The organism is Stappia sp. TSB10P1A (assembly GCF_900185725.1).
In the GTDB taxonomy this organism is placed as follows: Bacteria; Pseudomonadota; Alphaproteobacteria; order Rhizobiales; family Stappiaceae; genus Stappia.
On sequence record NZ_FYAU01000013.1, the window covers coordinates 211,798 to 236,553 of the forward strand.

The following is a 24,756-nucleotide window of genomic DNA, read 5'->3' on the forward strand; positions in this document are numbered from 1 at the left end:
GATCCGCCGGCAGGACCCATGTTCGCAAACCGGGCAGCCGCCTTCCAAGTCCGAAATTGCGCCAGCCAAACACCCGTTCTGCATTTCCGGCAGGCAGGGTCATCGCGAGAGAACCTTGCGGCAACAAGCTTAACCTGCCGGCGGGGGACGTCAAACCGGGAGACGGCGGCGACGCAAAACGGCGCATCCCGGCTGTGGAATGCGCCGTCCTGCCGGGCTCGGAGGCCTTTCGGATCACACCACCTCGCCGAACTCCATGCTCTCGGCCTCGATCAGGGCCAGGAAGGCCTCGCAATCGGCAGTGCCCGTCCAGCTCTCGCAGATGGCGATGGCCCGTGTCCGGCTGTCGGCGACGGCAAGATCCAGGAAGACGCCATGGTCGAGCCGCAGGAGCCGCTGGCCGCGCCAGCCGGGCTGGCGGGAGAGATGGCGCTCCACCATGCGGGCATGGGCGGCGCGCATCTGCGCTTCCGTCACGCCCGGCTTCAGGCGGAAGCGGCCGATCTCCAGTCCGTCCCCGGCGAGGAGGCCGACCGGAGCCGGCTGGTTCGCCGCATAGTGGCCCATGCTGGCAACGCCGCTGATCGTGGCGCGGAAGCCGGCAAACTCAGCCGCCTCGCCGACCTCGCGCGCGGCCGAGAGCGCTGCGTCCTCGCTTTTCCAGGCGACGAGGTCGACGCGCCGGGCGGCATCGCCGGTTCCCGTGAGCTGCGTCCAGGCGATGAAGCCTGGCAGCGCTCTCGCCTTGTCGAGTGCGAGCCTGCGTTCATGGTCGGCGCGGGCCGGATCTTCAACCTCATAGGCGACGACTTCGAGACAATATCCCTGCATGGAATGCTCCTGTGCTGCGTGATGCAGTGCGGGAGATACGCGGTGGCTCCTGACACCTTCTGTCAGGGGCCTGCGCTACGGATGGCGCCATGAAGGTCTTTCGTCTGTTTGCCTTGCTCGACCGCCTGCGGGAGGCGAGTGCGCCGGTCTCCGCCGAGGCGCTCGCCCATGCGCTCGAGGTGTCGCCGCGCACGATCTATCGCGACATGGCCACCCTGCAGGCGATGGGTGCGCCGGTGCGCGGCGAGGCCGGGCTCGGCTACCAGATGGAGCGCGGCTATTTTCTGCCGCCGCTGCGCTTCGACGCGGAGGAACTGGAGGCGATCGCACTCGGCATGCGGCTGGTGGCGGCGCGCGGCGACGACGGCTTGCGCGCGGCGGCGGCGCGGGTTTCCGGCAAGATCGGCGCGGCATCGGGGGAGGGGGCCGGCAAGGTCACCGACCGCTTGCCGCTGCGCGCGGTAACGCGGGAGCACCCGCAGGCCGGTGTCGTCGATCGCTGGCTGCCGGAGCTGCGCCGGGTGATCCGCGAGCGGCGGATCGTGACGCTCGGCTATGTCGACCTCAGCCGGCGGGAGACCCGCAGGCGTGTCCGCCCGCTCGGCCTCACCGTGTTCGACGAGGTGTGGCTGCTGACCGGCTGGTGCGAGGCGCGGGAGGACTTCCGCAACTTTCGTGTGGACCGCATCGCCACCATCGAGGACACCGGCGAGCGCGCGCCGAACGAGCGCGGCCGGCGTTTCGAGGACTATCTCGCCACGCTGTGATTAGCGCCAGCTTCCCCAGGGCGAGAACAGCGGCGTCTCGCAGAGATAGCCGACGATGCAGCTATTGCTGTCGCGGGTGCGGACCTGGGCCGGGCGCACCGTCTCCCAGTGATCGCACCAGCGCGGGCCGGCGACGAAGCGGTCATAGGTGTGGGGGCCGGTGGTCATCACCACCGCGCCGCGCCGGGCGACCAGGTTCTGCGCCTGGGCGCAGGTCATCTGCCGAAGGTCCGGGCGCTGGGCGAAGGCGGGCGGCGGGGCGAGGGTCATCAGCAGCAGCGCGGAAAGGGCCGCCACGGCCAAGCCGGTTCCTGCAGTCTTCAGATGGTCGATACGCATGCCGGGTCTCCCCCTGTTGTCGCGCCCGGCCTTGCGTGCCGCCGGGTCGCCCCATCGTCACTGTCGTCCGCCATCGCGGCAAAGCGATGGCAGGCCGGTCCCTTGCGGCAACGGCCTCGCGGCAGGCGGCGAGGGCTATTCCTCGTCCCAGTCGGGCGCCCAGTCCGGGTCGATGCCGCGTCCCTTCGGGCTGCCGAGGGCGGAAATCGCCGCCATCTCGGCCGCGTCGAGCTCGAAGTCGAAGACGGCGGCGTTTTCGGCGAGCCGTGCCGGCGTGCCGGTCTTCGGGATGGCGATGACATCGCCCTGCTGCAGCAGCCAGCGCAGCGTCACCTGCACCTCGCTCTTGCCGTGCCGCTTGCCGATGTCGCGGATCGTCTCGTTGCCGATCACCCGGCCCTTGGCGATCGGCGAATAGGCGATCAGCGCCATGCCGGCGGCCTCCAGCTCCGCGCGCAGGCGGGTCTGCGTCAGGAAGGGATGATACTCCACCTGGTTGGCGACGAGCTGTCCTTTGGCGAGGTCCTGCGCCTCGCGCAGCATCGCGGCGGTGAAGTTGGAGACGCCGATGGCCCGCGTCCAGCCGCGCTGGCGCAGCTCCAGCAGCGCCTCGATCTGCTCGTTCAGCGGCACGCGCGGGTTCGGCCAGTGGATCAGGAACAGGTCGACATGCTCCAGCCCCAGCCGGTCGAGACTGTCCTCGCAGGAGCGCAGGATCTTCTCCGGGTCGAGGCTGTCATGCCAGACCTTGGTGGTCACATGGTAGCCGTCGCGGGCGCGGCCGGAGGCGCGCAGGCCCGCGCCCACCGCCTTCTCGTTGGCATACATCGCCGCCGTGTCGACATGGTCCCAGCCGCTTTCCAGCGCGGCGCGGACGATGTCGCGGCAGGGTTCGTCCTTCAGCGGCCAGGTCCCGAGCCCGAGCGCGGGAATGTCGATGCCGCCGACGGTGAGTTGCTTCATGTGGGTCTCCTGCGCCAGCCGCGCGAACCTGCAAACGAAACGGCCCGGCAGGCGGCCGGCACCCCTTGCGTGGAGGGGCGGGCGCCGGCCGGGCCGGAGTTCGGTCCGGCGCCACCTCTCTTCTCAAGGGGGCGCCGGCGGGTCGTCAGTCGAGGTCGTTGACCGAGGCCGCGACCTTGCCGACCAGGCCGTAGCCGATCGCCTCTTCCGGGCCCATCCAGTAGTCGCGGTCGGTGTCCTTCTCGATCCGCTCCATCGGCTGGCCGGTGGCGGCGGCGAAGAGCTTGTTCAGGCGGTCGCGCATCTTGAGGATCTCGCGCGCCTGGATCTCGATATCGGAGGCCTGGCCGCCGGCGCCGCCGGACGGTTGGTGCAGCAGGAAGCGGGTGTTCGGGGTGCAGTAGCGGCGCTCCCTGGGCACCGAGATGTAGATCAGCGCGCCGGCGCTCGCCACCCAGCCCATGCCGAGGATGCGCACTTCCGGGGCGATGAACTTGATCGTGTCGTGGATCATGTCGCCCGATTCCACGTGGCCGCCGGGCGAGGACACGATCACGGTGATCGGATCGTTGGAGACCTGCGCCATCGCCAGCAGCCGGGCGCAGACGTCGCGCGCCAGTTCCTGGTTGATCGGGCCGGTGATCAGCACCGTGCGCGCGTCGAACAGATGCTTGTCGACCTGGATGGACGGTGGCGTCTTGGTCTTCTCGTCGCCGTCCTCGTCGTCGAGGCGGCTCGGCACATCGTTCGGCTTGATGGTCATGTGCAAGATCAGCTCCTTCATGAAGACGGAATCAGGCCCGCCGGGCCCGGTTTCGTTCCCCATACTTAGGCGATGGATGTCCGCGCGGCAAAGGGGTTCTCGCAAGAAGGTTGCCGCGACTGCCGCAGGCGACAGCCACGGCGATTTCCCGGCGGCGGGACATCGGCTAAAATGCGAGTCGGGTGCCGCCCGCGCCTCCCCCCTCCGCTTCGGGAAAGCATGTGCCATGCCGGGCTTTTCGCATCACCGGACCCACCCGTTCGGGCGCCGCATGAGGAGGGATTGCGCCTATCGCCCGCAGACGGAGACATCCGGCATGCAGCTTTCCGCACCCCTTTATCGCCTCAAGCGCGAGGCGCGCCTGCTCTCCCGCGAGGCGGGCATTCCCCTTGCCGCCGCGCTCGACCGCATCGCCGCCCGCGAGGGCCATGCCCGCTGGAGCCTGTTGGCGCGGCGCGCCGCCGAGCGCTCGCCGGCGGCGCTGATCTATCCCCGCCTTCGCCCCGGCGAGATGATCCTCGTTGCCGCCCGCCCTGGTCAGGGCAAGACGCTGCTGGCGCTTGAACTCGGGCTCGAGGCGATGAAGGCCGGCAACCGCGCCGCCGTCTTCACGCTGGAATATGTCGAGCGCGAGGTGGAGGCACGGCTCGAGCGGCTCGGCGCGCGGGGGCCGCTCAAGGATCTCCTGGCGCTCGACTGCTCCGACGGGATCTGCTCTGCCCGCATCATGGAGCGGCTGCAGGGCTGCGCCCCCGGCACGCTCGCGGTTATCGACTATCTGCAGATCCTCGACCAGCGGCGCGACACGCCGGACCTTGAGACGCAGGTCGCGCAGCTTGCCGCCTTCGCCCGGAACTCCGGCGCGGTGCTGGTCTTCGTCTCGCAGGTCGACCGCAGCTACGACCCGGCCGTGAAACCCTTGCCGGACCTTGCCGACCTGCGCCTGCCCAACCCTCTCGACCTCTCCCTGTTCAGCAGGGCCGTGTTCCTGCAGGCGGGCGAGATGCGCGTCGCGGATCTCGGCTAGGGGCGGGCTTTCCTCCCGCCGGCAAGCGCGTCGTTGCAGGCGCTGCTTCTTTGCGTTGACGTCCCTTTCGTCCTCCCGGACGGCGCTGGCGCGCCTAGCCGGGAAGACGCGGAGAGAGGTTGGGGTGAAGAGCACAGCAGAGACTGGGGCCGGCGCCCTTCCACCCCACGCGGGCTGAAGGCGCCAATGGTTCCCGGCTCTGCGCTTGCGCGCGGCCGGGATGACGTCCTGAGAATAAGGCAGGGCCTTGCCATCCTTCTCGGCCGTCACCCCTCCCTCGGCCGTCACCCCGGCCGCAGGCGAAGCCGGAGAGCCGGGGCCCATTGGTTCCCAGAGCGGCGGAATGGGCGCTTCGCCCTGGCGTTTCGCCTCCCGGACGCAGGCCTCTCCCCGCGTCCTCCTCCCGGACGCGAGCCTCTCTTTCCTCCTCCCGGACGCGGGCTTCTCTTTCGTCGTCCCCGGATCTCCGTCCTCTCTTTGCGTCCTCCCGGACGGCGCGCCAGCGCCGAGCCGGGATCGGAGAGCCCAAAGCCCCTCCGCAACGCCCCGGAGCCACACAACCGCCGTGCCTTGAGCTTACGCCACGTTGCGGCGGCGGCCGGCGATGAGATCCAGCACCGAGCGGGCGGCGTCGAGCACGTTGGAGCCGGGGCCGAAGATCGCCGAAACGCCGGCGTCCTTGAGGAACTGGTAGTCCTGGCGCGGGATCACGCCGCCGACGACGACGATGATGTCGGAGGCGCCGCGCGCCTTCAGCGCCTCGACCAGTTGCGGGGCCAGCGTCTTGTGGCCGGCGGCCAGAGACGACATGCCCACCACATGCACCTTGTTCTTCACGGCAAGGTCGGCCGCCTCTTCCGGCGTCTGGAACAGCGGGCCGGCGATCACGTCGAAGCCGATATCGCCGAAGGCCGAGGCGATCACCTTGGCGCCGCGGTCGTGGCCGTCCTGGCCGAGCTTGGCGACGAGCACGCGCGGCGTCTCGCCCAGCGAGGCGGCAAAGTCGGAGAGCCGCTGCACCAGCGTCTCGTATTCCGGCTCGCCCTCATAGGCCGGGCCGTAGACCTGGCGCACCACCTTGGGCTCCGCCGCGTGGTCGCCGAAGGCCTCGCGCAGCGCATCGGAAATCTCGCCGAGCGTGGCGCGGGCGCGGGCCGCTTCCACGGCCGCTTCCAGGATATTGCCCTCGCCGGTGCGGGCGACCTCGCGCAGCGCGTCGAGGGTCTCCTGCGCGCGCTGGGGATCGCGCTGGCGCCGGGTGCGCTCGATGCGGGCGATCTGCGACTCGCGGACCGCCTTGTTGTCGATGTCGAGGATCTCGATCTCGTCCTCGTTCTCCAGGCGGAACTTGTTGACGCCGACGATCACCTCGTCGCCGCGGTCGACGGCGGCCTGGCGCCGGGTGGCGGCCTCCTCGATCATCCGCTTCGGCAGGCCCTTGTCGACGGCCGCCGTCATGCCGCCCTCGGCCTCGATGCGCTCGATGATCTCCCAGGCGCGGGTGGCGAGCTCATGGGTCAGGCTCTCCACGTAATAGGAGCCGGCGAGCGGGTCGACGACCTTGGTGACGCCCGTCTCGTGCTGCAGGATGAGCTGGGTGTTGCGGGCGATGCGGGCGGAAAACTCGGTCGGCAGGGCGATGGCCTCGTCGAAGGAATTGGTGTGCAGCGACTGGGTGCCGCCCAGCGCCGCCGACATCGCCTCGAAGGCGGTGCGCACGATGTTGTTGTACGGGTCCTGCTCGGCCAGCGACACGCCGGAGGTCTGGCAATGGGTGCGCAGCATCAGGGAGGAGGCCTTCTTCGGCTGGAATTCCGTCATGATGCGGGTCCACAGCAGGCGCGCGGCGCGCAGCTTGGCGGCTTCCATGAAGAAGTTCATGCCGATGGCGAAGAAGAACGACAGGCGCCCGGCGAAGGCGTCGACGTCGAGCCCCTTCTTCAGCGCGGCGCGTACATATTCGCGCCCGTCCGCCAGGGTGAAGGCCAGTTCCTGCACCAGGGTCGCCCCGGCTTCCTGCATGTGATAGCCGGAAATGGAGATGGAGTTGAACTTCGGCATCTCCTTCGCCGTGTACTCGATGATGTCGGCGATGATCCGCATCGAGGGCTCGGGCGGGTAGATATAGGTGTTGCGGACCATGAACTCCTTGAGGATGTCGTTCTGGATCGTGCCGGAGAGCTTGGCCCGCGGCACGCCCTGTTCCTCGCCCGCGACGATGAAGTTGGCGAGGATCGGGATCACCGCGCCGTTCATGGTCATGGAGACGGAGATCTGCTCCAGCGGGATGCCGTCGAACAGGATCTTCATGTCCTCGACGCTGTCGATGGCGACGCCCGCCTTGCCGACATCGCCGACGACGCGCGGATGGTCGCTGTCATAGCCGCGATGGGTGGCAAGGTCGAAGGCGACCGAGACGCCCTGCTGCCCGGCGGCGAGCGCCTTGCGGTAGAAGGCGTTGGATTCCTCGGCCGTGGAGAAGCCCGCATATTGCCGGATCGTCCAGGGACGGCCGGCATACATGGTCGCGCGAGGCCCGCGCAGGAAGGGCTCGAAGCCGGGCAGGGTGCCCAGGTGCCCGATCCTGTCCAGATCCTCCTCGGTGTAGAGCGGCTTGACCGGAATGCCCTCCGGCGTCTGCCAGACGAGGTCCTGCGGATCGCTGTCCTTGAGCTCCTTCGAGGCCAGGTCCATCCAGTCGCGAACGGTCTTCTTGGTCATAGTCTCATGCCTCCGGTGATGCATGGGGCCGGGCAAGGGCCGAGGTTCGGGCGGGCCAGTCGCGTATTCCAAAAAGACCGACCACGACGTAGGCAATCGCCAACCCGATGAAGAGCGAGTGCGGGTCGATGGTTCCGTGCGCAATCAGTTTCCCGCCAACAGCAATGCAAGCCATTCCCGCAGCGTAAATTGCGAAAATTCTGACCATGCTGATCCGCCCGAAGAAAATCCGCATGGTCAGGCTGTAGAGAGCCGCGCCCCAAAAGCACCAGATCCCGGCATTGTACAGATGGATCTCGTAAGGCGCTCCGCCGAAGGTGGGAAACCCGAGGAGAAGCGACACAGCCCGAAATCCGATTTCCGATTTAAGCGGCGGATAGAACATCCACACGAGCATATGCAGGGTCGTTGCCACGGTTGTACCAAGCCAACCGGCGAGTAGCGATGCAATGATCTTTGCCTCTCGCTTGACCCGTCCCGACATTACTCGAATTCCATGATGATCTCGTCGACGGCGAGGCTGTCGCCCGGCTTGGCGGCGATGGTCTTGACCACGCCCTTGCGCTCGGCCTTCAGCACGTTCTCCATCTTCATCGCTTCCACCGTGGCGAGCGTCTGGCCCGCCTCGATCGTCTGGCCTTGCTCCACCGCGATGGACACCACCAGGCCCGGCATCGGGCACAGCAGCATCTTCGAAGTGTCGGCCGGGATCTTCTCCGGCATCAGCCGCGCGGCCATCGCCTGGCGCGGGGTGAGGCAGGCGAGCACCACCTCGGCGCCGCGCTGGCGCAGACGGAAGCCTTGCCGCGTCGGGTTCACCTTCACCGCCAGCGGCCGGCCGTCGATGCGCGCCTCCACGAGCGGCGTGCCGGGCTTCCAGTCACTGAGCGCCACCTTGCGCGGGGCCGACAGCTTGGTGCCGTCCGCGTCCTCGCGCGCGGCGACCGTATAGCTGCCGTCGGCGTTTTCGGTGATCGCGACCGGAAACTCCTCGCGCTCCACCACGATGGTCCAGTTCGGCCCGATCACCCGGCGGTGGTTGTCCATGGCGCCACTGATCTGCGTTGCCCGCGTCTCCGACACATGGTTGCAGGCCGCGGCCACCGCGACAAGGTCCTCAAGCGCATGTGCCGCCGGCGTCACGCCGGCATAGCCTTCGGGATATTCCTCGGCGATGAAGGCGGTGGTGATGGCGCCGGTGCGGAAGCGCGGATGGTCCATCACGGCGGAGAGGAAGGGCAGGTTGTGGCCGATGCCCTCCACCTCGAACCGGTCGAGCGCGTCGGCCATGGCGTCGATGGCGTCGATGCGCTCGGGCGCCCAGGTGCACAGCTTGGCGATCATCGGGTCGTAGAACATCGAAATCTCGCCGCCCTCGAAGACGCCGGTATCGTTGCGCACGATGGTGCCGTCCTCGCGCGTGCCTTCCTGCGGCGGGCGGTAGCGGGTCAGCCGGCCGATCGAGGGCAGGAAGTTGCGATAGGGATCCTCGGCATAGAGCCGGCTTTCCATCGCCCAGCCGTTCAGCTTGACGTCGGCCTGCGTGATCGACAGCTTCTCGCCGGCGGCGACGCGGATCATCTGTTCCACCAGATCGATGCCAGTGATCAGCTCGGTCACCGGATGCTCCACCTGCAGGCGGGTGTTCATCTCGAGGAAGTAGAAGTTGCGGTTGCCGTCGACGATGAACTCGACCGTGCCGGCCGAGGCGTAGTTCACGGCCCTGGCCAGCGCCACCGCCTGCTCGCCCATGGCCTTGCGGGTCGCTGCGTCGAGGAAGGGCGAGGGCGCCTCCTCGATGACCTTCTGGTTGCGGCGCTGGATCGAGCATTCGCGCTCGCCGAGATAGATCGTGTTGCCGTGGCTGTCGGCCAGCACCTGGATCTCGATATGGCGCGGCTGGGTGACGAATTTCTCGATGAAGATGCGGTCGTCGCCGAAGGAATTGGCCGCCTCGTTCTTCGACGACTGGAAGCCCTCGCGCGCCTCCGCATCGTTCCAGGCGATGCGCATGCCCTTGCCGCCGCCGCCGGCGGAGGCCTTGATCATCACCGGATAGCCGATCTCGCCGGAGATCTTCACCGCCTCGTCCGCATCGGCGATCAGGCCCATATAGCCCGGCACGGTGGAAACGCCCGCCTCGGCGGCCAGCTTCTTGGAGGTGATCTTGTCGCCCATCGCCTCGATGGCCGAGGCCGGCGGGCCGATGAAGGCGACGCCCTCCTTGGCCAGCCGCTCGGCGAATTCGGCGCGCTCCGACAGGAAGCCGTAGCCCGGATGCACCGCATCGGCGCCGCTGGCGCGGATCGCGTCCATGATCTTGTCGATGACGATGTAGGACTGGTTGGCCGGCGGCGGGCCGATATGGATCGCCTCGTCGGCCATCTTCACATGCAGCGCGTCGCGGTCGGCGTCGGAATAGACGGCAACGGTCTTTATGCCCATCTTGCGCGCGGTCTTGATGACCCGGCAGGCGATCTCGCCGCGATTGGCGATCAGGATTTTCTTGATCATTGTTCTGTTCGGTCCCGTTCGTGGCGTCTGGCTATGCGGCGCTTGCGGCCGGAAGGTCGTTGCGGTTTCGCGCAAAGGGCTCTGGAAAATGCAGGGACGCTGTCACTCCGCCGCCTCCGCCGGAGGCTTGGCGCCGGGGGCGGCCCCGCCGATGATCAAGGCCTTGGCGCTGATATATTCGTCGATCTCGTCCCAGCCGACGGCATCCCCGAAGGGCAGGATGGTCCAGCGCCCGCGCTGCTCGGGCGTTGCGGCATGGAGGCGCGGATACCACCACAGCGGCGCCTCGATGCGGCGGCCGTCGGCCATCTTGAAGACGATCGTCGCCTCGGTGACGTCTACGCCGGCCACCTGAAGCTGCTTTTCGTCAATGTCCAAAGTGGTCATTCCAGGCCTCCAGAAATGCCGACCGGTGTCGCTCCGTTGCCTTCAAGATATCATTCACCTCATGCGCGGCGAAACCGACGTTGCGGGCGACGGAACAGCTTGAGAGCCAGATCTTGATCTGTTTCCCGTCCTTCAGGACGTGGATATGGGGCGGTTCCCCGATCTCCTTGGAATAGAACAGGAACTGGTATCCCCTCCATCTCAGCACCGTCGGCACGCCCGCTTCCCCCCGGTTCCCCCCCCCCCGATTCCCCGTTGCGCCGGCGTCGCCGTTACAGCGGAATGTTGTCGTGCTTCTTCCAAGGGTTGGAGAGTTGCTTGTTGCGCAGCGTCGCCAGCGCCCGTGCGACCCGCCGGCGGGTCGAGTGCGGCATGATCACGTCGTCGATGAAGCCCTTCTCCGCCGCCACGAACGGGTTGGCGAAGCGGTCCTCGTATTCCTTGGTGCGCGCGGCGATCTTCTCCGGGTCGCCCAGTTCTGAGCGGTAGAGGATCTCGGTCGCGCCCTTGGCGCCCATCACCGCGATCTCGGCCGTCGGCCAGGCATAGTTGATGTCGCCGCGGATATGCTTGGACGACATCACGTCATAGGCGCCGCCATAGGCCTTGCGGGTGATGACGGTGACCTTCGGCACGGTCGCCTCGCCATAGGCGAAGAGCAGCTTGGCGCCGTGCTTGATGACGCCGCCATATTCCTGGCTGGTGCCGGGCAGGAAGCCGGGCACGTCGACCAGGGTCAGGATCGGGATGTTGAAGCAGTCGCAGAAGCGCACGAAGCGCGCGGCCTTGCGCGAGGAGTTGATGTCGAGCACGCCGGCCAGCACCATCGGCTGGTTGGCGACGACGCCGACCGTCTGCCCCTCGATGCGGATGAAGCCGGTGACGATGTTGCCGGCATAGTTCTCCTGGAGCTCGAAGAAGTCGCCCTCGTCGGCGATCTTCACGATCAGCTCCTTCATGTCGTAGGGCTTGTTGGGATTGTCGGGGATCAGCGTGTCGAGCGAGTTGTCGATGCGCGCCGGATCGTCGAAGAACGGGCGAACCGGGGGCTTTTCGCGGTTGCTGGCGGGCAGGAAGTCGATGAAGCGGCGCAGGGCGATCAGCGCCTCCACGTCGTTGTCGAAGGCGCCGTCCGCGACCGAGGACTTGCTGGTATGGGTCTTGGCGCCGCCCAGTTCTTCGGCCGTCACCACCTCGTTGGTCACCGTCTTCACCACATCCGGGCCGGTGACGAACATGTAGGACGTGTCGCGGACCATGAAGATGAAGTCGGTCATCGCCGGCGAATAGACCGCCCCGCCCGCGCAGGGGCCCATGATCATCGAGATCTGCGGCACCACGCCCGAGGCCATGATGTTGCGCTGGAAGACGTCGGCATAGCCGGCGAGCGAGGCGACGCCTTCCTGGATGCGGGCGCCGCCGCTGTCGTTGAGGCCGATCACCGGCGCGCCGTTCTTCATCGCCATGTCCATGATCTTGCAGATCTTCTGGGCATGGGTCTCGGACAGCGAGCCGCCGAACACGGTGAAGTCCTGCGAGAACACATAGACCATGCGGCCGTTCACCGTGCCCCAGCCGGTGATGACGCCGTCGCCCGGCATCGAGGTCTCCTGCATGCCGAAATCCACGCAGCGGTGGGTGACGAACATGTCGTATTCCTCGAACGAGCCTTCATCGAGGAAGACCTCGATGCGCTCGCGCGCCGTCAGCTTGCCCTTGGCATGCTGCGCCGCGATGCGGGCCGTGCCGCCGGCAAGACGGGCGGCGGCGCGGCGGTTTTCCAGTTCCTGCAAGATCTGCTGCATGACCGGCCTTTCGGGCTCTTGTGGCGTTGCGTTCTGGTGGCGTCAGCGGGCGCGGGCGCGCACCAGCACGACGGCGATGGCGGCGGCGAGCACCGACTTGACGATACCGCCGATGACGAAGGGATAAAGCCCCAGCGCCAGGATCGGCTTGTCGAAGCCGATAACGGCGCCGAGCCACAGCAGGCCGGGAACGAAGACGACGGCCTGCGCAACGATAGAGGCCGGGACCGCCTGCCACAGGCTGCGGGTCCAGCCGCGCTCGGCGAAGACGCCGGCAAGCCAGGCCGAGGCGAGGAAGCCGAGCAGGAAGCCGCCGGTCGGACCCATCATATAGGCAAGGCCGATGCCCTTGGCGGGCGTGTCGGCGAAGACCGGCAGGCCGGCCGCGCCCTGCATCAGGTAGGCGGCGACGCTCAACAGGGCGAGGCGCGGGCCGAGCGTGAAGCCCAGCACCAAGAGCGCCAGCGTCTGCAGCGTCATCGGCACCGGATAGAACGGCACGCTGACCTTGGCCGAGGCGGTGAGCAGCAGCGAGCCGGCCAGCGCGATGGCGAGCGAGCGCACGAGGCTGCGGGTCGTGGTGGTGGCGGCGACGTTGCCGGACATGGCGTTCCCTCCTGACGGCGGCGAGCGGGTCGCGGCGGACCCGGATGCCGCAAGTTCTGCGATTGTGGCCGCATATCCCGCAGGATGCGCGGCGCGTGGCCTGATCGCTACTCCTTTTCGCCGGCTTGCGGGAGTGTTGAAAAAGCCGCAAAGCAAACTTAATCTGTTTGCAAATATGATTTTGCGAATTTGCAAACTTCACCCGGCGCGCAGGGATCTCATCCTGAAGGGCCCGTCGACAAGAGCCTGCCATGAAGAAGCTGTTCCTCGGCCGCCAGATCCGCAGCCTGCGCGAGAAGGCCCAGTTGACGCAACGGGATTTCGCCGAGCGCCTCGGCCTGTCGACCAGCTATGTCAACCAGCTCGAGAACAACCAGCGCCCCGTCTCCGCGCCCGTCCTGCTCACCCTGTCGGAGCGGTTCGGGCTCGATCTCGCCTCGCTCTCGGTCGATGACGACGACCGGCTGATCGCCGCCCTGCAGGAGGTCTTCGCCGATCCGGTGCTGGCGGGCGCCGCGCCCGGCCTGCAGGAGGTCAAGATGGTCAGCCAGAACGCGCCGGACTTCGCCCATGCGCTGGTCCGCCTGCATCAGGCCTATCGCCAGATGGGCGAGCAGCTCGCGCAGTTCGACGACCGGCTCGCCCGCGACGAGGGGCTGGCCCGGCCGACGCCTTACGAGGAAGTGCGCGACTTCTTCCATTTCGAGAACAACTATATCCACGAGCTCGACCTTGCGGCGGAGGACCTGGCGACGCGGCTGTCGCCGTCGGGCCGGATCTTCGCCCGCGATCTCGCGCAATATCTGGAGGAGCGGCACGGCATCGCCGTCGAGCGCCGGCGTGCCGGCACTGCAGGGGAGGGCACCATCCGCCGCTTCGACCGGGAGCAGCGCCGGCTCTATCTCAACGAGGCGCTGCCCGAGGCCACCATCGTCTTCCAGCTCGCCCACCAGATCGCGCTGCTGGAGGCCGGCGACATCGTCGAGGCGGTGCTGGCCCGCGCCCGGCTCCAGACCCCGGACGCGGTGCAGGTCGCGCGCATCGGCCTTGCCAATGCCTATGCCGGCGGGCTGGTGCTGCCCTATCGCGCCTTCCTGGCGGCGGCACAGGAGACCCGCCACGATCTCGATCTCATCGCCGACCGGTTCGGCGCCAGCCTCGAGCAGGTGGCGCATCGCCTGTCGACGATGCAGCGGCCGCGTCTGAAGGGCATTCCCTTCTTCTTCGCCCGGGTCGACCGGGCCGGCAACATCACCAAGCGCCACTCGGCGACCAAGCTGCAGTTCGCCCGCTTCGGCGCCGCCTGTCCCTTGTGGAACGTGCACCGCGCCTTCGAGAGCCACGGGGCGATCATCCGCCAGCTTGCGGAGACGCCGGACGGCTCGCGCTACATCTCGCTCGCCGCCCATGTGGTGAAGAAGTCCGGCGGCTACAGCGGCCCGGTGCTGCATTATGCCATCGCGCTCGGCGCCGAGATCGCCCATGCCCGCGACATCGTCTATTGCGACGATCTCGACCTCACCCGCGAGGCGGCGTTCGAGCCGATCGGCGTCTCCTGCCGCATCTGCGAACGGCTGACCTGCCCGCAGCGCTCGGTGCCGCCGCTCAACCGGGCGATCTCCATCGACAGCGACGACCGCCGGCTGGTGCCTTACGCGATCCGCTGACGCCGCCTGTCGACCTGCCCGGGCAGTTCGGCCTGTCCGGGCGGCGCCGATCGGTCCGGCAATGCTGAAATTATCTCATCATAAATCCTTGTATTGAATGACGGAAATATACCCTGTTGACTGGAACGTAAACGTCATGCAGGGTTTTCTGCGGAGGAGGCCATGCAGCCCTATTACACCATCACCCAGTTGACGCAGGAATTCGGCGTGACCACACGCACCTTGCGCTTCTACGAGGCGGAGGGCTTCCTCAAGCCGACGCGGCGCGGGCGCCAGCGGCTCTACAAGCCCGGCGACCGGACGCGGCTGAAGCTGATCCTGCGCGGCAAGCGGCTCGGCTTCACCCTCGCCGAGATCCGCGACATCATCACCATGTACGACAAGTCGCCCGGCGAGGCGGGGCAGTTGCAGCTTCTGCTCCAGCGCATCGAGGCGCGGCGGGCCGAGCTGATGGCCAAGCGCCACGACATCGACCTGACGCTGGCCGAACTCGACGAGGTGGAGCAGGGCGCCCGCACCCGGCTCGGCGAACTCGGGCCGATGAGCGATCTGTTTTCCGCCGCCGCCGCCGGCCGGCGCGCCGAAAAATGACAAGACGCCGCGCGGGCGGCCGTTCCGCGCCACAGGCGGGGTTTTTCGGGAGGGAGTGAGAATGCAGGCAGCAGAGACGGTGCGGCGGTTCGAGCCGCGCGATCCCGACTGGCGGCGCCGGGTCGAGGCGAGTTTTGTCCGCCAGGCCTTCATGACGGCGACGCTCGGCGCCAGCATCGACCGGCTGGAGCCGGGCGAGGTCGACCTTGCCGTCGCCTTCGCCGATGGCCTGGTGCAGCAGCACGGCTATTTCCATGCCGGCGTCACCACGACGCTCGCCGACACCGCCGCCGGCTACGCCGCCCTGTCGCTCTATCCGAAGGGCTTCGGCGTGCTGACCACCGAGTTCAAGGTGAACCTGCTCAATCCGGGCCGGGGCCGGCGTCTGGTGGCGCGCGGGCGGGTGATCAAGCCGGGGCGCACGCTCACCGTCACCGCCTCCGACGTCTATGGTCAGACGCCGGGCGAGGCGGACATTCACGTCGCCACCGGGCTTTTCACGATGATCGCGCTGGAGGGACTGGATGACTGACGCGCAAGTGCCGGCGGAGGCCCTGGTCATCCGCCGCCTGATGCCTGCCGACCGCGCCGCCTGGGAGCCGCTCTGGCAGGCCTATCTCACCTTCTACAAGCAGGAGCTTCCCGCGGACATCACCGATGCGGTCTTCGCGCGGATTTCCGGCGATGGCGCCCATGACGGGCTGGTTGCCGAGCGCGGCGGGCGGATGATCGGCTTCGTGCACCATGTGGTGCAGGAGACGACCTGGTCGATCGCCCCGACCTGCTACCTGGAAGACCTCTATGTCGACGAGACGGTGCGCGGTGGCGGCGTCGGCCGGGCGCTGATCGAGGGCGTCTATGTGGCCGCCCGCCGGCTCGGCTGCCGCTCGGTCTACTGGCAGACCCATGACGACAATGCCCGCGCCCGCCGGCTCTACGACCAGGTCGCGGTGCTCAGCCCCTTCGTGCGCTACGACCACGTGTTTTCGCAGGACTGAGGCGCCGCGCGCCGCCTGCCCAATTCCGGAGACGAACCGATGATCCGCAACGACTTCCCCTCCTTCAACTTCAACCTCGGCGACACCGCCGACATGCTGCGCGACAGTGTCCGCTCCTTCTCGCAGGACACCATCGCCCCGCTCGCCGACCGCATCGACCGCGAGGACTGGTTCCCGCGCGAGGAGCTGTGGCCGGCGATGGGCGAGCTCGGCCTGCACGGCATCACGGTGGAGGAGGAATGGGGCGGCTCGGGCCTCGGCTATCTCGAGCACTGCATCGCCATGGAGGAGGTCAGCCGCGCCTCCGCCTCCATCGGCCTGTCCTACGGCGCCCATTCCAATCTCTGCGTCAACCAGCTCCGCCGCTGGGGCACCAAGGAGCAGAAGTCGCGCTACCTCGCCAAGCTGGTCAGCGGCGAGCATCTCGGCGCGCTGGCCATGTCCGAGCCCGGCGCCGGTTCCGACGTCGTGTCGATGAAGCTGCGCGCCGACAAGCGCGGCGACCGCTACATCCTCAACGGCACCAAGATGTGGATCACCAACGGTCCGGATGCCGACACGCTGATCGTCTACGCCAAGACCGATCCGTCCGCCGGGGCGAAGGGCATCACCGCCTTCCTGATCGAGAAGGAGTTCAAGGGCTTCTCCGTCGCCCAGAAGCTCGACAAGCTCGGCATGCGCGGCTCGCTCACCGGCGAGCTGGTGTTCGAGGACTGCGAGGTGCCGGAGGAGAACGTGCTCGGCGAGGTCGGCAAGGGCGTCAACGTGCTGATGTCCGGCCTCGACTACGAGCGCGCGGTGCTGGCGGCCGGCTGCATCGGCATCATGCAGGCGGCGATGGACGTGGTCATTCCCTATATCCACGAGCGCCGGCAGTTCGACCAGCCGATCGGCACCTTCCAGCTCGTCCAGGGCAAGATCGCCGACATGTATGTCTCGATGAACGCCAGCCGCGCCTATGTCTATGCGGTGGCGCAGTCCTGCGACCGCGGCGAGACCACGCGCGAGGATGCGGCCGGCGCGATCCTTTATGCTGCCGAGAACGCCACGAAAATGGCTCTCGACGCGATCCAGTTGCTCGGCGGCAACGGCTATATCAACGAATATCCCACGGGCCGGCTGCTGCGCGATGCCAAGCTCTACGAGATCGGTGCCGGCACTTCGGAAATCCGCCGCATGCTGATCGGCCGGGAGATCTTCAACAAGACCGCGTGACGCGGGGCGGGGCGATGCTGCCGCGTTTGGTCGCATGGGGCGCGGCAGCCCCAGCCACTCGCTCCACCCTCTCGGGCGTCCTCCCGGGCAAGCGAAGCGCGACCCGGGACCGGAGAGTCACGACGGTCGTGGCATTTTTCCGGAGCGCACCTCATACGCCCTCGGCTCTCCGATCCCGCATCTCCGCTGCGCTTCGTGCGGGATGACGCGGGGAGGGGTTCGGGTGTCCTCACAGCCAGTGTGAGTTGGAATGCCTCTCCTTTCGTCTTCCCGGACGGCGCGCCAGCGCCGAGCCGGGACCGGGGAGCCGAGGGCCTGTCGGACACGCGCCCTTCCGCCTCACACCCGGCGCCCTTCCGGCTCATCCCGCTACCCCATCTGTGCCCCGACGATTCCGCCTGACGGGCCGACGCAGGGCCGCTATAACCGGCGGATCGACGGAAAACGGACGGATCGTCATGACCACGGGCCGCGATGCGCTGGACCGCAAGCTGATCGCCTTGCTGCAGATGAATGCCCGCATGCCGACGGCCGATATCGCCCGCCGGCTCGGCGTTGCCCGCTCCACCGTGCATGAGCGCATCGCCCGGCTGGAGCGCACCGGGGCGATCGCCGGCTATACGGCGGTGCTGACCCGCCCCGAGACCGGCAATGTGGTGCGCGCCCTCGTCATGCTCGCCGTCGAGCAGCAGCAGATGCGCGAGACGATCCGCCGGCTCGCCACCTTCCCGGAGATCCGCGCCTGCCAGACCATCGCCGGCGAGTTCGACATCTTCCTGGTGGTCGAGGCGCCGCAACTGGAGGATCTCGACGAGGCGCTGGACGAGATCGCCGTGGTGCCGGGCGTGCGCCGCTCGCAATCCTCCATCGTGCTCGCCTCGAAATTCGACCGCAGCCCGGCGATGATGCCGGCAACGACATAGTCCCCCGCCGGGGGTGATCGCCGGCCTCAGCGCGCCTCGCCCAGCCCGTCGCGGCGCATTTCGGCGGCGGCGACGCACAGCGCCATGGCAAGGCACAGCGTGCCGGACAGTGAGCGGAAGGCGCCGAGATCGGCTTCCGCCACCTCCACCACCACCTTGGCCGACTGGATCAGCGGCGAGAACGGCGAATCCGTCAGCGCCAGCACCGGCACGCCGCGCGCCGCCGCCGCATTGGCGACATCCACCGTCAGCGAGGCGTAAGGGGTGAAGCTCACCGCCACCAGCAGGTCCTGCGGGCCGGCGGCGGAGGCCTGTTCGGGGCCGAGCGAGGCGAGATTGTCGACCAGCACCGCCGCCATGCCGAGCTTCGACAGCGCATAGGCCATATAGGCGGAGACCGGGAAGGCGCGGCGCTGGGCGACGAGATAGATCACCCGCGCGCCCGCCATGGCGCGGGCCGCCTCGTCCATCGTCTCGGGCGCGAGCGAGTTGCGCATGCGCAGCAAGGAGGCAACCGCGGTGTCGACGAAATCGCCGAACAGCGCATGGGCGCCGTGGCTGTCGCCGCTGCGCCGCCGCAGCACTTCCAGCCGCTCGTCATAGTCGGGCCAGCGCTCGCGCAGCCTTGCGCGGAACACGTCCTGCAACTCGGAAAAGCCCTGATAGCCGAGCGACTGGGCAAAGCGCACCAGGGTCGAAGGCTGCACGCCGGCCTGCTCGGCGATCACCGCCACCGTGCCGAACGTGACGTCGTCCGGCCGGTCGACCGCGAAGGCGGCGACCTGGGCGAGGCGCTTGGGCATCGCCGGCTTCCGCTCGATCAGCAGCGTCCGCAAGCCGTCATAGTCGCGCGGCGGGGCATCCTCCGCCGTGCCGGTCTGCCTGTCGCTCATCGGCCGTCTCTCCTCGTTGACCCGATACCGTGTTTTCCGCTCGAGGCCCGCCGGATCCGGGCGCGCGCCGGCGCCCGGCTCGGCGCGGTGGTTTTCAGCTTGACACCGTCGAACCAAAAATGGAATAAAAATTCCATATGATGTGTTTTGGAATGCATCATTCCGATTTTTCCGGAGGCCCGCGCGGGAGGCGCCGACCGCCGGGAAACGCCTCGGGCGGCACCGGCGCAGGGCCGGCGGACCGGGGCAACGGACGACAGGATCCCCGCGCAGGGGACTATGGGAGGAAGGCACATGAAACGTTTCGTCGCTCGTCTGCTGACGGCTGCCGCCGTTGTCGGTCTGGTCGCCGGCGCCGGCACCTCGCCGGCAAAGGCCGAGGATATCAACATTATCGTGGTTAGCCACGGCCAGGCATCCGATCCGTTCTGGTCGGTGGTGAAGAACGGCGTCGCCAAGGCCGGCGAGGATCTCGGCGTTTCCGTGGATTACCGCGCGCCCGAGACCTTCGACATGGTGGCGATGGGCCAGCTCATCGACGCCGCCGTCAACCAGGAGCCGCACGGGCTGATCGTTTCGATCCCCGATGCCGACGCGCTCGGCGATTCGATCCGCAAGGCGGTCGCCGCCGGCATTCCGGTGATCTCGATGAATTCCGGCTCGGACGTCTCCGCCTCGCTCGGCGCCGCGCTGCATGTCGGCCAGGAAGAGTATGACGCGGGCAAGAAGGCCGGAGAGGCGCTCGCCGAGATGGGTGGCAAGAAGGGGCTCTGCGTCAATCACGAGGTCGGCAACGTCTCGCTCGACCAGCGCTGCCAGGGCTTCGCCGACGGCTTCGGCGGCTCGGTCTCCGTGCTGCCGACCACCAACGACCCGGCCGAGATCCTCGCCAAGGTGAAGGCGGCGCTCGCCTCCGACGGCGACATCGACACGGTCATGGCGCTGGGCGCCGCGCTCGCCGGCGAGCCGAGCCTGCGGGCGGTGAAGGACAGCGGCATGCTGGAGCAGGTCAAGGTCGCGACCTTCGACATGTCGGCGAACTTCCTGCAGGCGATTGCCGATGGCGAGGCCGCCTTCGCCATCGACCAGCAGCAGTTCCTGCAGGGCTACCTGCCGGTGGTGTTCCTCGCCAACCATGCCCGCTACGGCCTGATGCCGGGCGGCAACGTGCCCTCGGGTCCGAACCTGATCACCAAGGACAAGGCTGGCCAGGTGGTGGACCTGTCGGCCAAGGGCATCCGCTGACGTGCGCCGGCGGGGCGGGGGCATGCGGCCGCGCCCTGCCGGGCCGTTCCAGCCTGCCGTTTCAGGCTGCCGCGTCTGATTGCCGGTCGCGGCGGCCCGGTTTCCGGCATCTGAAGGACAGGGTCGATGAGTGAAGGACAGGCGGTCGCCTCTCCGCCCGAGGGCGTGGACGAGCGGCTGAGGAAGACGGGTCTTGCGACGAAACTGCTGCGCCGGCCGGAGCTCGGCGCGCTGGCCGGGCTGGTGCTGGTCACGCTGTTTTTCGTCACGGTGGCCAATCCGGCGATGTTCTCGCTCGCCGGCATCATGAATTTCATGGCGCCCGCCGCCCAGCTCGGCATTCTCGCCATCGGCGCGGCGCTGCTGATGGTCGGCGGCGAGTTCGACCTGTCGGTCGGCTCGATGGTCGCCTTCGCCGGGCTCGCCTTCGGCACCGTGCTGGTGGTCTGGGACATGCCGCTGATCGTCGCCATCGCCGCGACGCTCGCTTTCGCTGCCGGCATCGGCGCGGTCAACGGCCAGATCGTGCTTCGCACCGGCCTGCCGTCCTTCATCGTCACCCTGGCCTTCCTGTTCATCCTGCGCGGCCTCACCCTGGTCGGGCTGAAATGGGCGACCGGCGGCTCGACCCAGTTGCGCGGCGTCAAGGAGGCGGCGGGCGAGGGCTGGATCCTCGAACTGTTCTCGGGCGATGCCTTCGAGGGGCTGTTCGCCTGGCTGGCCGCCAACGGCCATATCGAGACCTTCCGCAACGGTGCGCCCAAGGTCACCGGCGTGCCGGTGGAGATCCTGTGGTTCGTCGCCATCGCCCTCATCGCCACCTGGGTGCTGCTGCGCACCCGCTTCGGCAACTGGATCTTCGCCGCCGGGGGCGACGCCAACGCGGCGCGCAATTCCGGCGTGCCGGTGACCCGGGTCAAGACCATCCTGTTCATGGTCACCGCCATGTGCGCGGCGCTGGTCGCCATCCTCACCGTGCTCGATGCCGGCTCCACCGACGCGCGGCGCGGCTTCCAGAAGGAGTTCGAGGCGATCATCGCCGCGGTGATCGGCGGCTGCCTGCTGACCGGTGGCTACGGCTCGGCCATCGGCGCCTTCTTCGGCGCCATCATCTTCGGCATGGTGCTGATCGGGCTGACCTACACCACCATCGACCAGGACTGGTACCTGGTGTTCCTCGGCGGCATGCTGCTGATCGCCGTGCTGTTCAACAATTTCATCCGCAAGCGGGCGACGGGGGAGCGCTGACCATGGCCGCGACAGCTCTGGCACATTCGGATCCCGCCCGCACCGACCCCGCGCCCACCGTCCCGCTGATCGAGGTGCGCGACCTCGTCAAGCATTTCGGCTCGGTCATCGCGCTTGGCGGCGTCTCGATGAAGGTGCATGCCGGCGAGGTGCTGTGCCTGCTCGGCGACAACGGCGCCGGCAAGTCGACCCTGATCAAGACCCTGTCGGGCGTGCATCGGCCGACCGCGGGGTCCTTCCTCGTCGGCGGCGAGGAGGTCGCTTTTGCCAGCCCGCGCGCTGCGCTCGATGCCGGCATCGCCACCGTCTACCAGGACCTGGCGATGATCCCGCTGATGTCGATCACCCGCAATTTCTTCATGGGCCGCGAGCCGCTCAAGGGCGTCTGGCCGCTCCGCCACATGGACATGGCCCATGCCGATGCGGTGACGCGCGAGGAGATGCGGCGCATCGGCATCGACGTGCGCGATCCGCAGCAGGCGGTCGGCACCCTGTCGGGCGGCGAGCGGCAATGCGTGGCGATCGCCCGGGCGGTCTATTTCGGCGCCAGGGTGCTGATCCTCGACGAGCCGACCTCGGCGCTCGGCGTCGCCCAGACCTCGATGGTGCTGAAATATATCAATCAGGTGCGGGCCAAGGGGCTCGGCGTCATCTTCATCACCCACAATGTCCGCCATGCCTATGCGGTCGGCGACCGCTTCACCGTGCTCAACCGGGGGCGGACGCTCGGCACCCATACCAAGGGCGGCATCACCATCGACGAGCTGCAGAACCTGATGGCCGGCGGCAAGGAGTTGCAGGACCTCGGCGCGGAACTCGGCGGCACGGTCTGACTGCCTGCCGGGGAGGGAGCGGACGGAGGGGGCGGGGGGATCACCGCCGCGCCTTTCCGTCCCCTCCAGCGCTTTGCGGCCTCGCGCTCACATCACCGGCAGGACGCGCGGCGAGACGGCCGGCTCGGGCGTTGCCGAGGCGGTCTCGAAGGCGAGGATCGCGCCGGCGAGGTCCTCCAGCGCCGCGCCCACCGACTTGAACAGGGTAATGTCCTCGGCCTGGCGCAGCACCGGGTGGGTGCCGCGGACGAGGTCGAAGAGATCGGCCTCGATGCCGTCCTCGGCCAGCGCGCCGGAGGCGAGCGCCTGGACGATGTCGCCCGCTTCCGTTGTTGCGCCCTCGCGGGTGTCGACGAAGACGCGGGCCCGCGCCATCGCCTCGTCGTCGCTTTCGCGCATGGTCGGCTTGAAGGCGCCGACCAGATCGACATGGCTGCCCGGCTGCAGCCAGGCGCCGCGCAGCAGCGGCGCTTCCGACAGGGTGGCGCAACTGACGATGTCGGCCTCGCGCACCGCCGCCTCGAGATCGCCGGCGGCCTGCGTCAGGATGCCCAGTTCACCGGAAATGTCCTCGGCGACCGCCTGCGCCTTTTCGATGTCGCGCCCCCAGACGGAGATGCGCGAGATCGGCCGCACCGAGGCATGGGCGGCGGCGAGGTTGCGCGACAGGCGGCCGGTGCCGACCACCACCAGATGGCGGGCGTCGGCGCGCGCCAGGTAGTCGGCGGCCAGGGCGGAGGCCGCCGCCGTGCGCCGGGCGGTCAGCTCGCCGCCGTCGATCAGCGCCACCATCTCGCCGGTGCGCGCGTCGTTCAGCAGGTAGCTCGCCATCACCGCCGGCAGGCCGCGCGCGCCGTTGCCCGGCACCACGGTCGCCAGCTTGGTGCCGAGATAGCGCCCCGGCACCCAGGCCGGCATCAACAGCAGCGTGCCGTCCGTCTCGCCCGGTACCGCGAAGTCGTGGTGATGGCGCACCGGGCTCTCGCAGCCGTCGCGGAACATCGCCCGCAGCGCCTCGATCAGCGGCCGCCAGTCGAGCGCCGCGCGGGTGGCATCCTGGTCGAGTTGCAGCATGAGAGCCTCCATAGGGAGCGGATAAGGGGAGCGGTACGAACCGGCCGGCGACCGGTGGGAAGGACGATGCCCGCCGCAAACGGCGACAGCAAGACGCGAAAGGGCGACCTGCCGAAAAACTCCCCGACAAGCTGCGCTGCCGCCACAGGGCTGCCCGTCCTGCCCGGCGGATGCCTGCCGTGCCGGCCGGGAACATGCCGGACGGGAACATGCCGGCCGGGAACATGCTGGCAGGCCGGCGGTTTCGCTTGCGGGCGTTGGTGCGGGGCAGATCCTGGCACGGAGGGATGTGAGATGGCAAACCGGTTGGTATGGGGAATTCTCGGCGGTCTCGTCGCGGGCCTGGCCATCGGCTATCTGGGCGGAAACACCGGCACGGGGGTCGCGCTCGGCATCGCCGCCGGCGCGGTGGCGGCCGGGGCCTGGCACTATGTCGCCACACGGGCCTGATCGGCATCGGCGAGCTGCCGCCATGCGAGCGCCGAGGCGATCGTGAGGCAGAAGGCGGCTGCGTAGGATCGGCACCCTTTCGCCTCACGCCCGGCCCGGCCTCTCCCGGCATCCTCCCGCGCTCCGCCCTCGCGCTGCGTCCTCCCGGACGAAGCGCCATTCGCGCGCTGCCCTCCTTCGCCCTCCCGGACGGCGCGTCCCCCACGCGCAGGCCCCTCCCTGCGTCATCCCGCACGCAGCGCAGCGGAGATGCGGGATCGGAGAGGCACAGCGCTTGCGGCCCCTTGCCGGAACGCTTCGGCAATCGCCCTCGGCTCGCCGGTCCCGGCTCTTCGGCCTGCGGCCTCGTCCGGGAAGACGAAAGGAGAGGAAGGCGGAAAGCTGCTGCTTTCGCACACCCACCCGCCCCGGCTGCGGCTGCTTTTCTACGCCCACGCGCTCCGGCGGATACTGGACGCCCGCCTGCGCGGGCGTGACAGCCGAGAGGGAGGTGAGCGCCTTCCGTCTCACGCCCGCTGAGGGTGCCAATGGTTCCCGGATCTTCGGCCTTCGGCCTCGTCCGGGACGACATCCTGAGTGAGAGGGGCGGCCTAGCGCTCCTCCGCTGCTCCGCGTGGGCGCTTGGGGAGGGTGCGCGCTTTCCTCCCCCTCGGTCGTCACACCGGGCAAGCGCAGCGCGACCCGGTGCCCATTGGCTGCCAGAGCGGCGGCGAGGACACATCGGCGGGGCGCGCTCCCGAACCACGCCGCAACCGCCGTGCCTCCCCGGTCCCGGATCTTCGGCCTTCGGCCTCGTCCGGGACGACATCCTGAGTGAGAGGGGCGGCCTAGCGCTCCTCCGCTGCTCCGCGTGGGCGCTTGGGGAGGGTGCGCGCTTTCCTCCCCCTCGGTCGTCA

At 68.4% G+C, this 24,756-nt stretch carries 25 protein-coding genes and 1 pseudogene; 12 read left to right on the forward strand and 14 right to left on the reverse strand.

Annotation, left to right across the window (positions count from 1 at the left end; genetic code table 11):
* Nucleotides 1–234: 234 nt before the first annotated feature.
* Nucleotides 235–831, reverse strand: coding sequence for a hypothetical protein (locus TSB10P1A_RS03435; RefSeq protein WP_186386487.1), 597 nt, complete (start codon nt 829–831; stop codon nt 235–237).
* An 89-nt stretch (nt 832–920) separates the two neighbouring features.
* Here TSB10P1A_RS03435 and TSB10P1A_RS03440 point away from each other — a divergent pair, with 89 nt between their 5' ends.
* Complete coding sequence (locus TSB10P1A_RS03440) at nt 921–1,598, forward strand: YafY family protein (protein WP_186386488.1); 678 nt, start codon at nt 921–923, stop codon at nt 1,596–1,598.
* Here the strand turns inward: TSB10P1A_RS03440 and TSB10P1A_RS03445 are convergent, their stop codons facing one another.
* From TSB10P1A_RS03445 to TSB10P1A_RS03455, 3 genes are all read right to left on the reverse strand, one after another.
* A complete protein-coding gene (locus tag TSB10P1A_RS03445; protein WP_244292944.1) occupies nt 1,599–1,937 on the reverse strand; it encodes a hypothetical protein in 339 nt (112 codons plus the stop codon).
* A 135-nt stretch (nt 1,938–2,072) separates the two neighbouring features.
* A complete protein-coding gene (locus TSB10P1A_RS03450; protein ID WP_186386489.1) occupies nt 2,073–2,900 on the reverse strand; it encodes an aldo/keto reductase in 828 nt (275 codons plus the stop codon).
* A gap of 145 nt (nt 2,901–3,045) precedes the next feature.
* Nucleotides 3,046–3,663, reverse strand: a complete 618-nt coding sequence (locus TSB10P1A_RS03455; RefSeq protein WP_186386490.1) for an ATP-dependent Clp protease proteolytic subunit — start codon at nt 3,661–3,663, stop codon at nt 3,046–3,048.
* Between the two features lie 316 nt (nt 3,664–3,979).
* Between TSB10P1A_RS03455 and TSB10P1A_RS03460 the strand changes: the two genes are divergently transcribed.
* On the forward strand, nt 3,980–4,690 hold the full coding sequence (locus TSB10P1A_RS03460) for a DNA helicase (protein ID WP_186386491.1): 711 nt from the start codon (nt 3,980–3,982) through the stop codon (nt 4,688–4,690).
* Between the two features lie 576 nt (nt 4,691–5,266).
* Here the strand turns inward: TSB10P1A_RS03460 and scpA are convergent.
* The 8 genes and pseudogenes from scpA to TSB10P1A_RS03495 all read right to left on the reverse strand — a co-directional run bounded on the left by scpA (nt 5,267) and on the right by TSB10P1A_RS03495 (nt 12,723).
* Nucleotides 5,267–7,411 carry a methylmalonyl-CoA mutase gene (gene scpA / locus TSB10P1A_RS03465; protein WP_186386492.1) on the reverse strand — a complete coding sequence of 715 codons (2,145 nt, stop codon included), beginning with the start codon at nt 7,409–7,411 and terminating at the stop codon, nt 5,267–5,269.
* Nucleotides 7,412–7,415: 4 nt separating this feature from the next.
* Entirely contained in the window at nt 7,416–7,895 is a 480-nt protein-coding gene (locus tag TSB10P1A_RS03470; RefSeq protein ID WP_186386493.1) for a hypothetical protein, read from the reverse strand.
* Nucleotides 7,895–8,149 carry an acetyl-CoA carboxylase biotin carboxyl carrier protein subunit gene (locus TSB10P1A_RS23965; protein WP_371515067.1) on the reverse strand — a complete coding sequence of 85 codons (255 nt, stop codon included), beginning with the start codon at nt 8,147–8,149 and terminating at the stop codon, nt 7,895–7,897. Before TSB10P1A_RS23965 ends, TSB10P1A_RS03470 begins: the two co-directional genes overlap by 1 nt.
* A 6-nt stretch (nt 8,150–8,155) precedes the next feature.
* A pseudogene (locus TSB10P1A_RS03475) lies at nt 8,156–9,925 on the reverse strand (acetyl-CoA carboxylase biotin carboxylase subunit); the annotation flags it as partial.
* A gap of 102 nt (nt 9,926–10,027) precedes the next feature.
* A complete protein-coding gene (locus tag TSB10P1A_RS03480; protein WP_186386495.1) occupies nt 10,028–10,312 on the reverse strand; it encodes a DUF2442 domain-containing protein in 285 nt (94 codons plus the stop codon).
* Entirely contained in the window at nt 10,293–10,529 is a 237-nt protein-coding gene (locus TSB10P1A_RS03485) for a DUF4160 domain-containing protein (protein ID WP_186386496.1), read from the reverse strand. Before TSB10P1A_RS03485 ends, TSB10P1A_RS03480 begins: the two co-directional genes overlap by 20 nt.
* A 55-nt stretch (nt 10,530–10,584) precedes the next feature.
* A complete protein-coding gene (locus tag TSB10P1A_RS03490) occupies nt 10,585–12,117 on the reverse strand; it encodes an acyl-CoA carboxylase subunit beta (RefSeq protein WP_186386497.1) in 1,533 nt (510 codons plus the stop codon).
* A gap of 42 nt (nt 12,118–12,159) precedes the next feature.
* Entirely contained in the window at nt 12,160–12,723 is a 564-nt protein-coding gene (locus TSB10P1A_RS03495; protein WP_186386498.1) for a biotin transporter BioY, read from the reverse strand.
* A 251-nt stretch (nt 12,724–12,974) separates the two neighbouring features.
* Here TSB10P1A_RS03495 and TSB10P1A_RS03500 point away from each other — a divergent pair, with 251 nt between their 5' ends.
* The 6 genes from TSB10P1A_RS03500 (at nt 12,975) to TSB10P1A_RS03525 (ending at nt 18,117) form a co-directional block, all read left to right on the forward strand.
* Nucleotides 12,975–14,390 carry a short-chain fatty acyl-CoA regulator family protein gene (locus TSB10P1A_RS03500; protein ID WP_186386499.1) on the forward strand — a complete coding sequence of 472 codons (1,416 nt, stop codon included), beginning with the start codon at nt 12,975–12,977 and terminating at the stop codon, nt 14,388–14,390.
* A gap of 162 nt (nt 14,391–14,552) precedes the next feature.
* Nucleotides 14,553–14,981, forward strand: a complete 429-nt coding sequence (locus TSB10P1A_RS03505; protein ID WP_186386500.1) for a MerR family DNA-binding transcriptional regulator — start codon at nt 14,553–14,555, stop codon at nt 14,979–14,981.
* A gap of 61 nt (nt 14,982–15,042) precedes the next feature.
* Entirely contained in the window at nt 15,043–15,513 is a 471-nt protein-coding gene (locus TSB10P1A_RS03510; protein ID WP_208984813.1) for a PaaI family thioesterase, read from the forward strand.
* Nucleotides 15,506–15,979, forward strand: a complete 474-nt coding sequence (locus tag TSB10P1A_RS03515) for a GNAT family N-acetyltransferase (protein ID WP_186386501.1) — start codon at nt 15,506–15,508, stop codon at nt 15,977–15,979. Before TSB10P1A_RS03510 ends, TSB10P1A_RS03515 begins: the two co-directional genes overlap by 8 nt.
* A 39-nt stretch (nt 15,980–16,018) precedes the next feature.
* Complete coding sequence (locus TSB10P1A_RS03520; protein ID WP_186386502.1) at nt 16,019–17,194, forward strand: isovaleryl-CoA dehydrogenase; 1,176 nt, start codon at nt 16,019–16,021, stop codon at nt 17,192–17,194.
* Nucleotides 17,195–17,652: 458 nt separating this feature from the next.
* Nucleotides 17,653–18,117 (forward strand): Lrp/AsnC family transcriptional regulator, encoded by a 465-nt coding sequence (locus tag TSB10P1A_RS03525; RefSeq protein ID WP_186386503.1) that lies wholly within the window; start codon nt 17,653–17,655, stop codon nt 18,115–18,117.
* 26 nt (nt 18,118–18,143) lie between these two features.
* Here TSB10P1A_RS03525 and TSB10P1A_RS03530 read toward each other — a convergent pair whose 3' ends face one another.
* Complete coding sequence (locus TSB10P1A_RS03530; protein ID WP_186386504.1) at nt 18,144–19,010, reverse strand: MurR/RpiR family transcriptional regulator; 867 nt, start codon at nt 19,008–19,010, stop codon at nt 18,144–18,146.
* A 294-nt stretch (nt 19,011–19,304) separates the two neighbouring features.
* Here TSB10P1A_RS03530 and TSB10P1A_RS03535 point away from each other — a divergent pair, with 294 nt between their 5' ends.
* From TSB10P1A_RS03535 to TSB10P1A_RS03545, 3 genes are all read left to right on the forward strand, one after another.
* A complete protein-coding gene (locus TSB10P1A_RS03535; RefSeq protein WP_186386505.1) occupies nt 19,305–20,255 on the forward strand; it encodes a sugar ABC transporter substrate-binding protein in 951 nt (316 codons plus the stop codon).
* A 126-nt stretch (nt 20,256–20,381) separates the two neighbouring features.
* A complete protein-coding gene (locus TSB10P1A_RS03540; RefSeq protein WP_186386506.1) occupies nt 20,382–21,503 on the forward strand; it encodes an ABC transporter permease in 1,122 nt (373 codons plus the stop codon).
* Nucleotides 21,504–21,505: 2 nt separating this feature from the next.
* Nucleotides 21,506–22,336: an ATP-binding cassette domain-containing protein gene (locus TSB10P1A_RS03545; protein WP_186386507.1), complete on the forward strand. Its 831-nt coding sequence runs from the start codon at nt 21,506–21,508 to the stop codon at nt 22,334–22,336.
* Between the two features lie 87 nt (nt 22,337–22,423).
* Here TSB10P1A_RS03545 and TSB10P1A_RS03550 read toward each other — a convergent pair whose 3' ends face one another.
* Nucleotides 22,424–23,410: an ornithine cyclodeaminase family protein gene (locus TSB10P1A_RS03550; protein ID WP_186386508.1), complete on the reverse strand. Its 987-nt coding sequence runs from the start codon at nt 23,408–23,410 to the stop codon at nt 22,424–22,426.
* Nucleotides 23,411–23,704: 294 nt separating this feature from the next.
* On the opposite strand from TSB10P1A_RS03550, the gene TSB10P1A_RS03555 reads away from it, so the two are divergent.
* Entirely contained in the window at nt 23,705–23,860 is a 156-nt protein-coding gene (locus tag TSB10P1A_RS03555; RefSeq protein ID WP_186386509.1) for a hypothetical protein, read from the forward strand.
* Nucleotides 23,861–24,756: the final 896 nt, after the last annotated feature.

Coding starts and splice junctions, on each gene's coding strand:
- TSB10P1A_RS03500 (WP_186386499.1), top strand. CDS start 12,975: ATGAAGAAGCTGTTCCTCGGCCGCCAGATCCGCAGCCTGCGCGAGAAG.
- TSB10P1A_RS03450 (WP_186386489.1), bottom strand. CDS start 2,900: ATGAAGCAACTCACCGTCGGCGGCATCGACATTCCCGCGCTCGGGCTC.
- TSB10P1A_RS03460 (WP_186386491.1), top strand. CDS start 3,980: ATGCAGCTTTCCGCACCCCTTTATCGCCTCAAGCGCGAGGCGCGCCTG.
- TSB10P1A_RS03440 (WP_186386488.1), top strand. CDS start 921: ATGAAGGTCTTTCGTCTGTTTGCCTTGCTCGACCGCCTGCGGGAGGCG.
- TSB10P1A_RS03435 (WP_186386487.1), bottom strand. CDS start 831: ATGCAGGGATATTGTCTCGAAGTCGTCGCCTATGAGGTTGAAGATCCG.
- TSB10P1A_RS03455 (WP_186386490.1), bottom strand. CDS start 3,663: ATGACCATCAAGCCGAACGATGTGCCGAGCCGCCTCGACGACGAGGAC.
- TSB10P1A_RS03520 (WP_186386502.1), top strand. CDS start 16,019: ATGATCCGCAACGACTTCCCCTCCTTCAACTTCAACCTCGGCGACACC.
- TSB10P1A_RS03540 (WP_186386506.1), top strand. CDS start 20,382: ATGAGTGAAGGACAGGCGGTCGCCTCTCCGCCCGAGGGCGTGGACGAG.
- TSB10P1A_RS03545 (WP_186386507.1), top strand. CDS start 21,506: ATGGCCGCGACAGCTCTGGCACATTCGGATCCCGCCCGCACCGACCCC.
- TSB10P1A_RS03445 (WP_244292944.1), bottom strand. CDS start 1,937: ATGCGTATCGACCATCTGAAGACTGCAGGAACCGGCTTGGCCGTGGCG.
- TSB10P1A_RS03525 (WP_186386503.1), top strand. CDS start 17,653: ATGACCACGGGCCGCGATGCGCTGGACCGCAAGCTGATCGCCTTGCTG.
- TSB10P1A_RS03550 (WP_186386508.1), bottom strand. CDS start 23,410: ATGCTGCAACTCGACCAGGATGCCACCCGCGCGGCGCTCGACTGGCGG.
- TSB10P1A_RS03510 (WP_208984813.1), top strand. CDS start 15,043: ATGCAGGCAGCAGAGACGGTGCGGCGGTTCGAGCCGCGCGATCCCGAC.
- TSB10P1A_RS03555 (WP_186386509.1), top strand. CDS start 23,705: ATGGCAAACCGGTTGGTATGGGGAATTCTCGGCGGTCTCGTCGCGGGC.
- TSB10P1A_RS03490 (WP_186386497.1), bottom strand. CDS start 12,117: ATGCAGCAGATCTTGCAGGAACTGGAAAACCGCCGCGCCGCCGCCCGT.
- scpA (WP_186386492.1), bottom strand. CDS start 7,411: ATGACCAAGAAGACCGTTCGCGACTGGATGGACCTGGCCTCGAAGGAG.
- TSB10P1A_RS03515 (WP_186386501.1), top strand. CDS start 15,506: ATGACTGACGCGCAAGTGCCGGCGGAGGCCCTGGTCATCCGCCGCCTG.
- TSB10P1A_RS03470 (WP_186386493.1), bottom strand. CDS start 7,895: ATGTCGGGACGGGTCAAGCGAGAGGCAAAGATCATTGCATCGCTACTC.
- TSB10P1A_RS03530 (WP_186386504.1), bottom strand. CDS start 19,010: ATGAGCGACAGGCAGACCGGCACGGCGGAGGATGCCCCGCCGCGCGAC.
- TSB10P1A_RS23965 (WP_371515067.1), bottom strand. CDS start 8,149: ATGGCCGCGCGGCTGATGCCGGAGAAGATCCCGGCCGACACTTCGAAG.
- TSB10P1A_RS03480 (WP_186386495.1), bottom strand. CDS start 10,312: ATGACCACTTTGGACATTGACGAAAAGCAGCTTCAGGTGGCCGGCGTA.
- TSB10P1A_RS03505 (WP_186386500.1), top strand. CDS start 14,553: ATGCAGCCCTATTACACCATCACCCAGTTGACGCAGGAATTCGGCGTG.
- TSB10P1A_RS03535 (WP_186386505.1), top strand. CDS start 19,305: ATGAAACGTTTCGTCGCTCGTCTGCTGACGGCTGCCGCCGTTGTCGGT.
- TSB10P1A_RS03495 (WP_186386498.1), bottom strand. CDS start 12,723: ATGTCCGGCAACGTCGCCGCCACCACCACGACCCGCAGCCTCGTGCGC.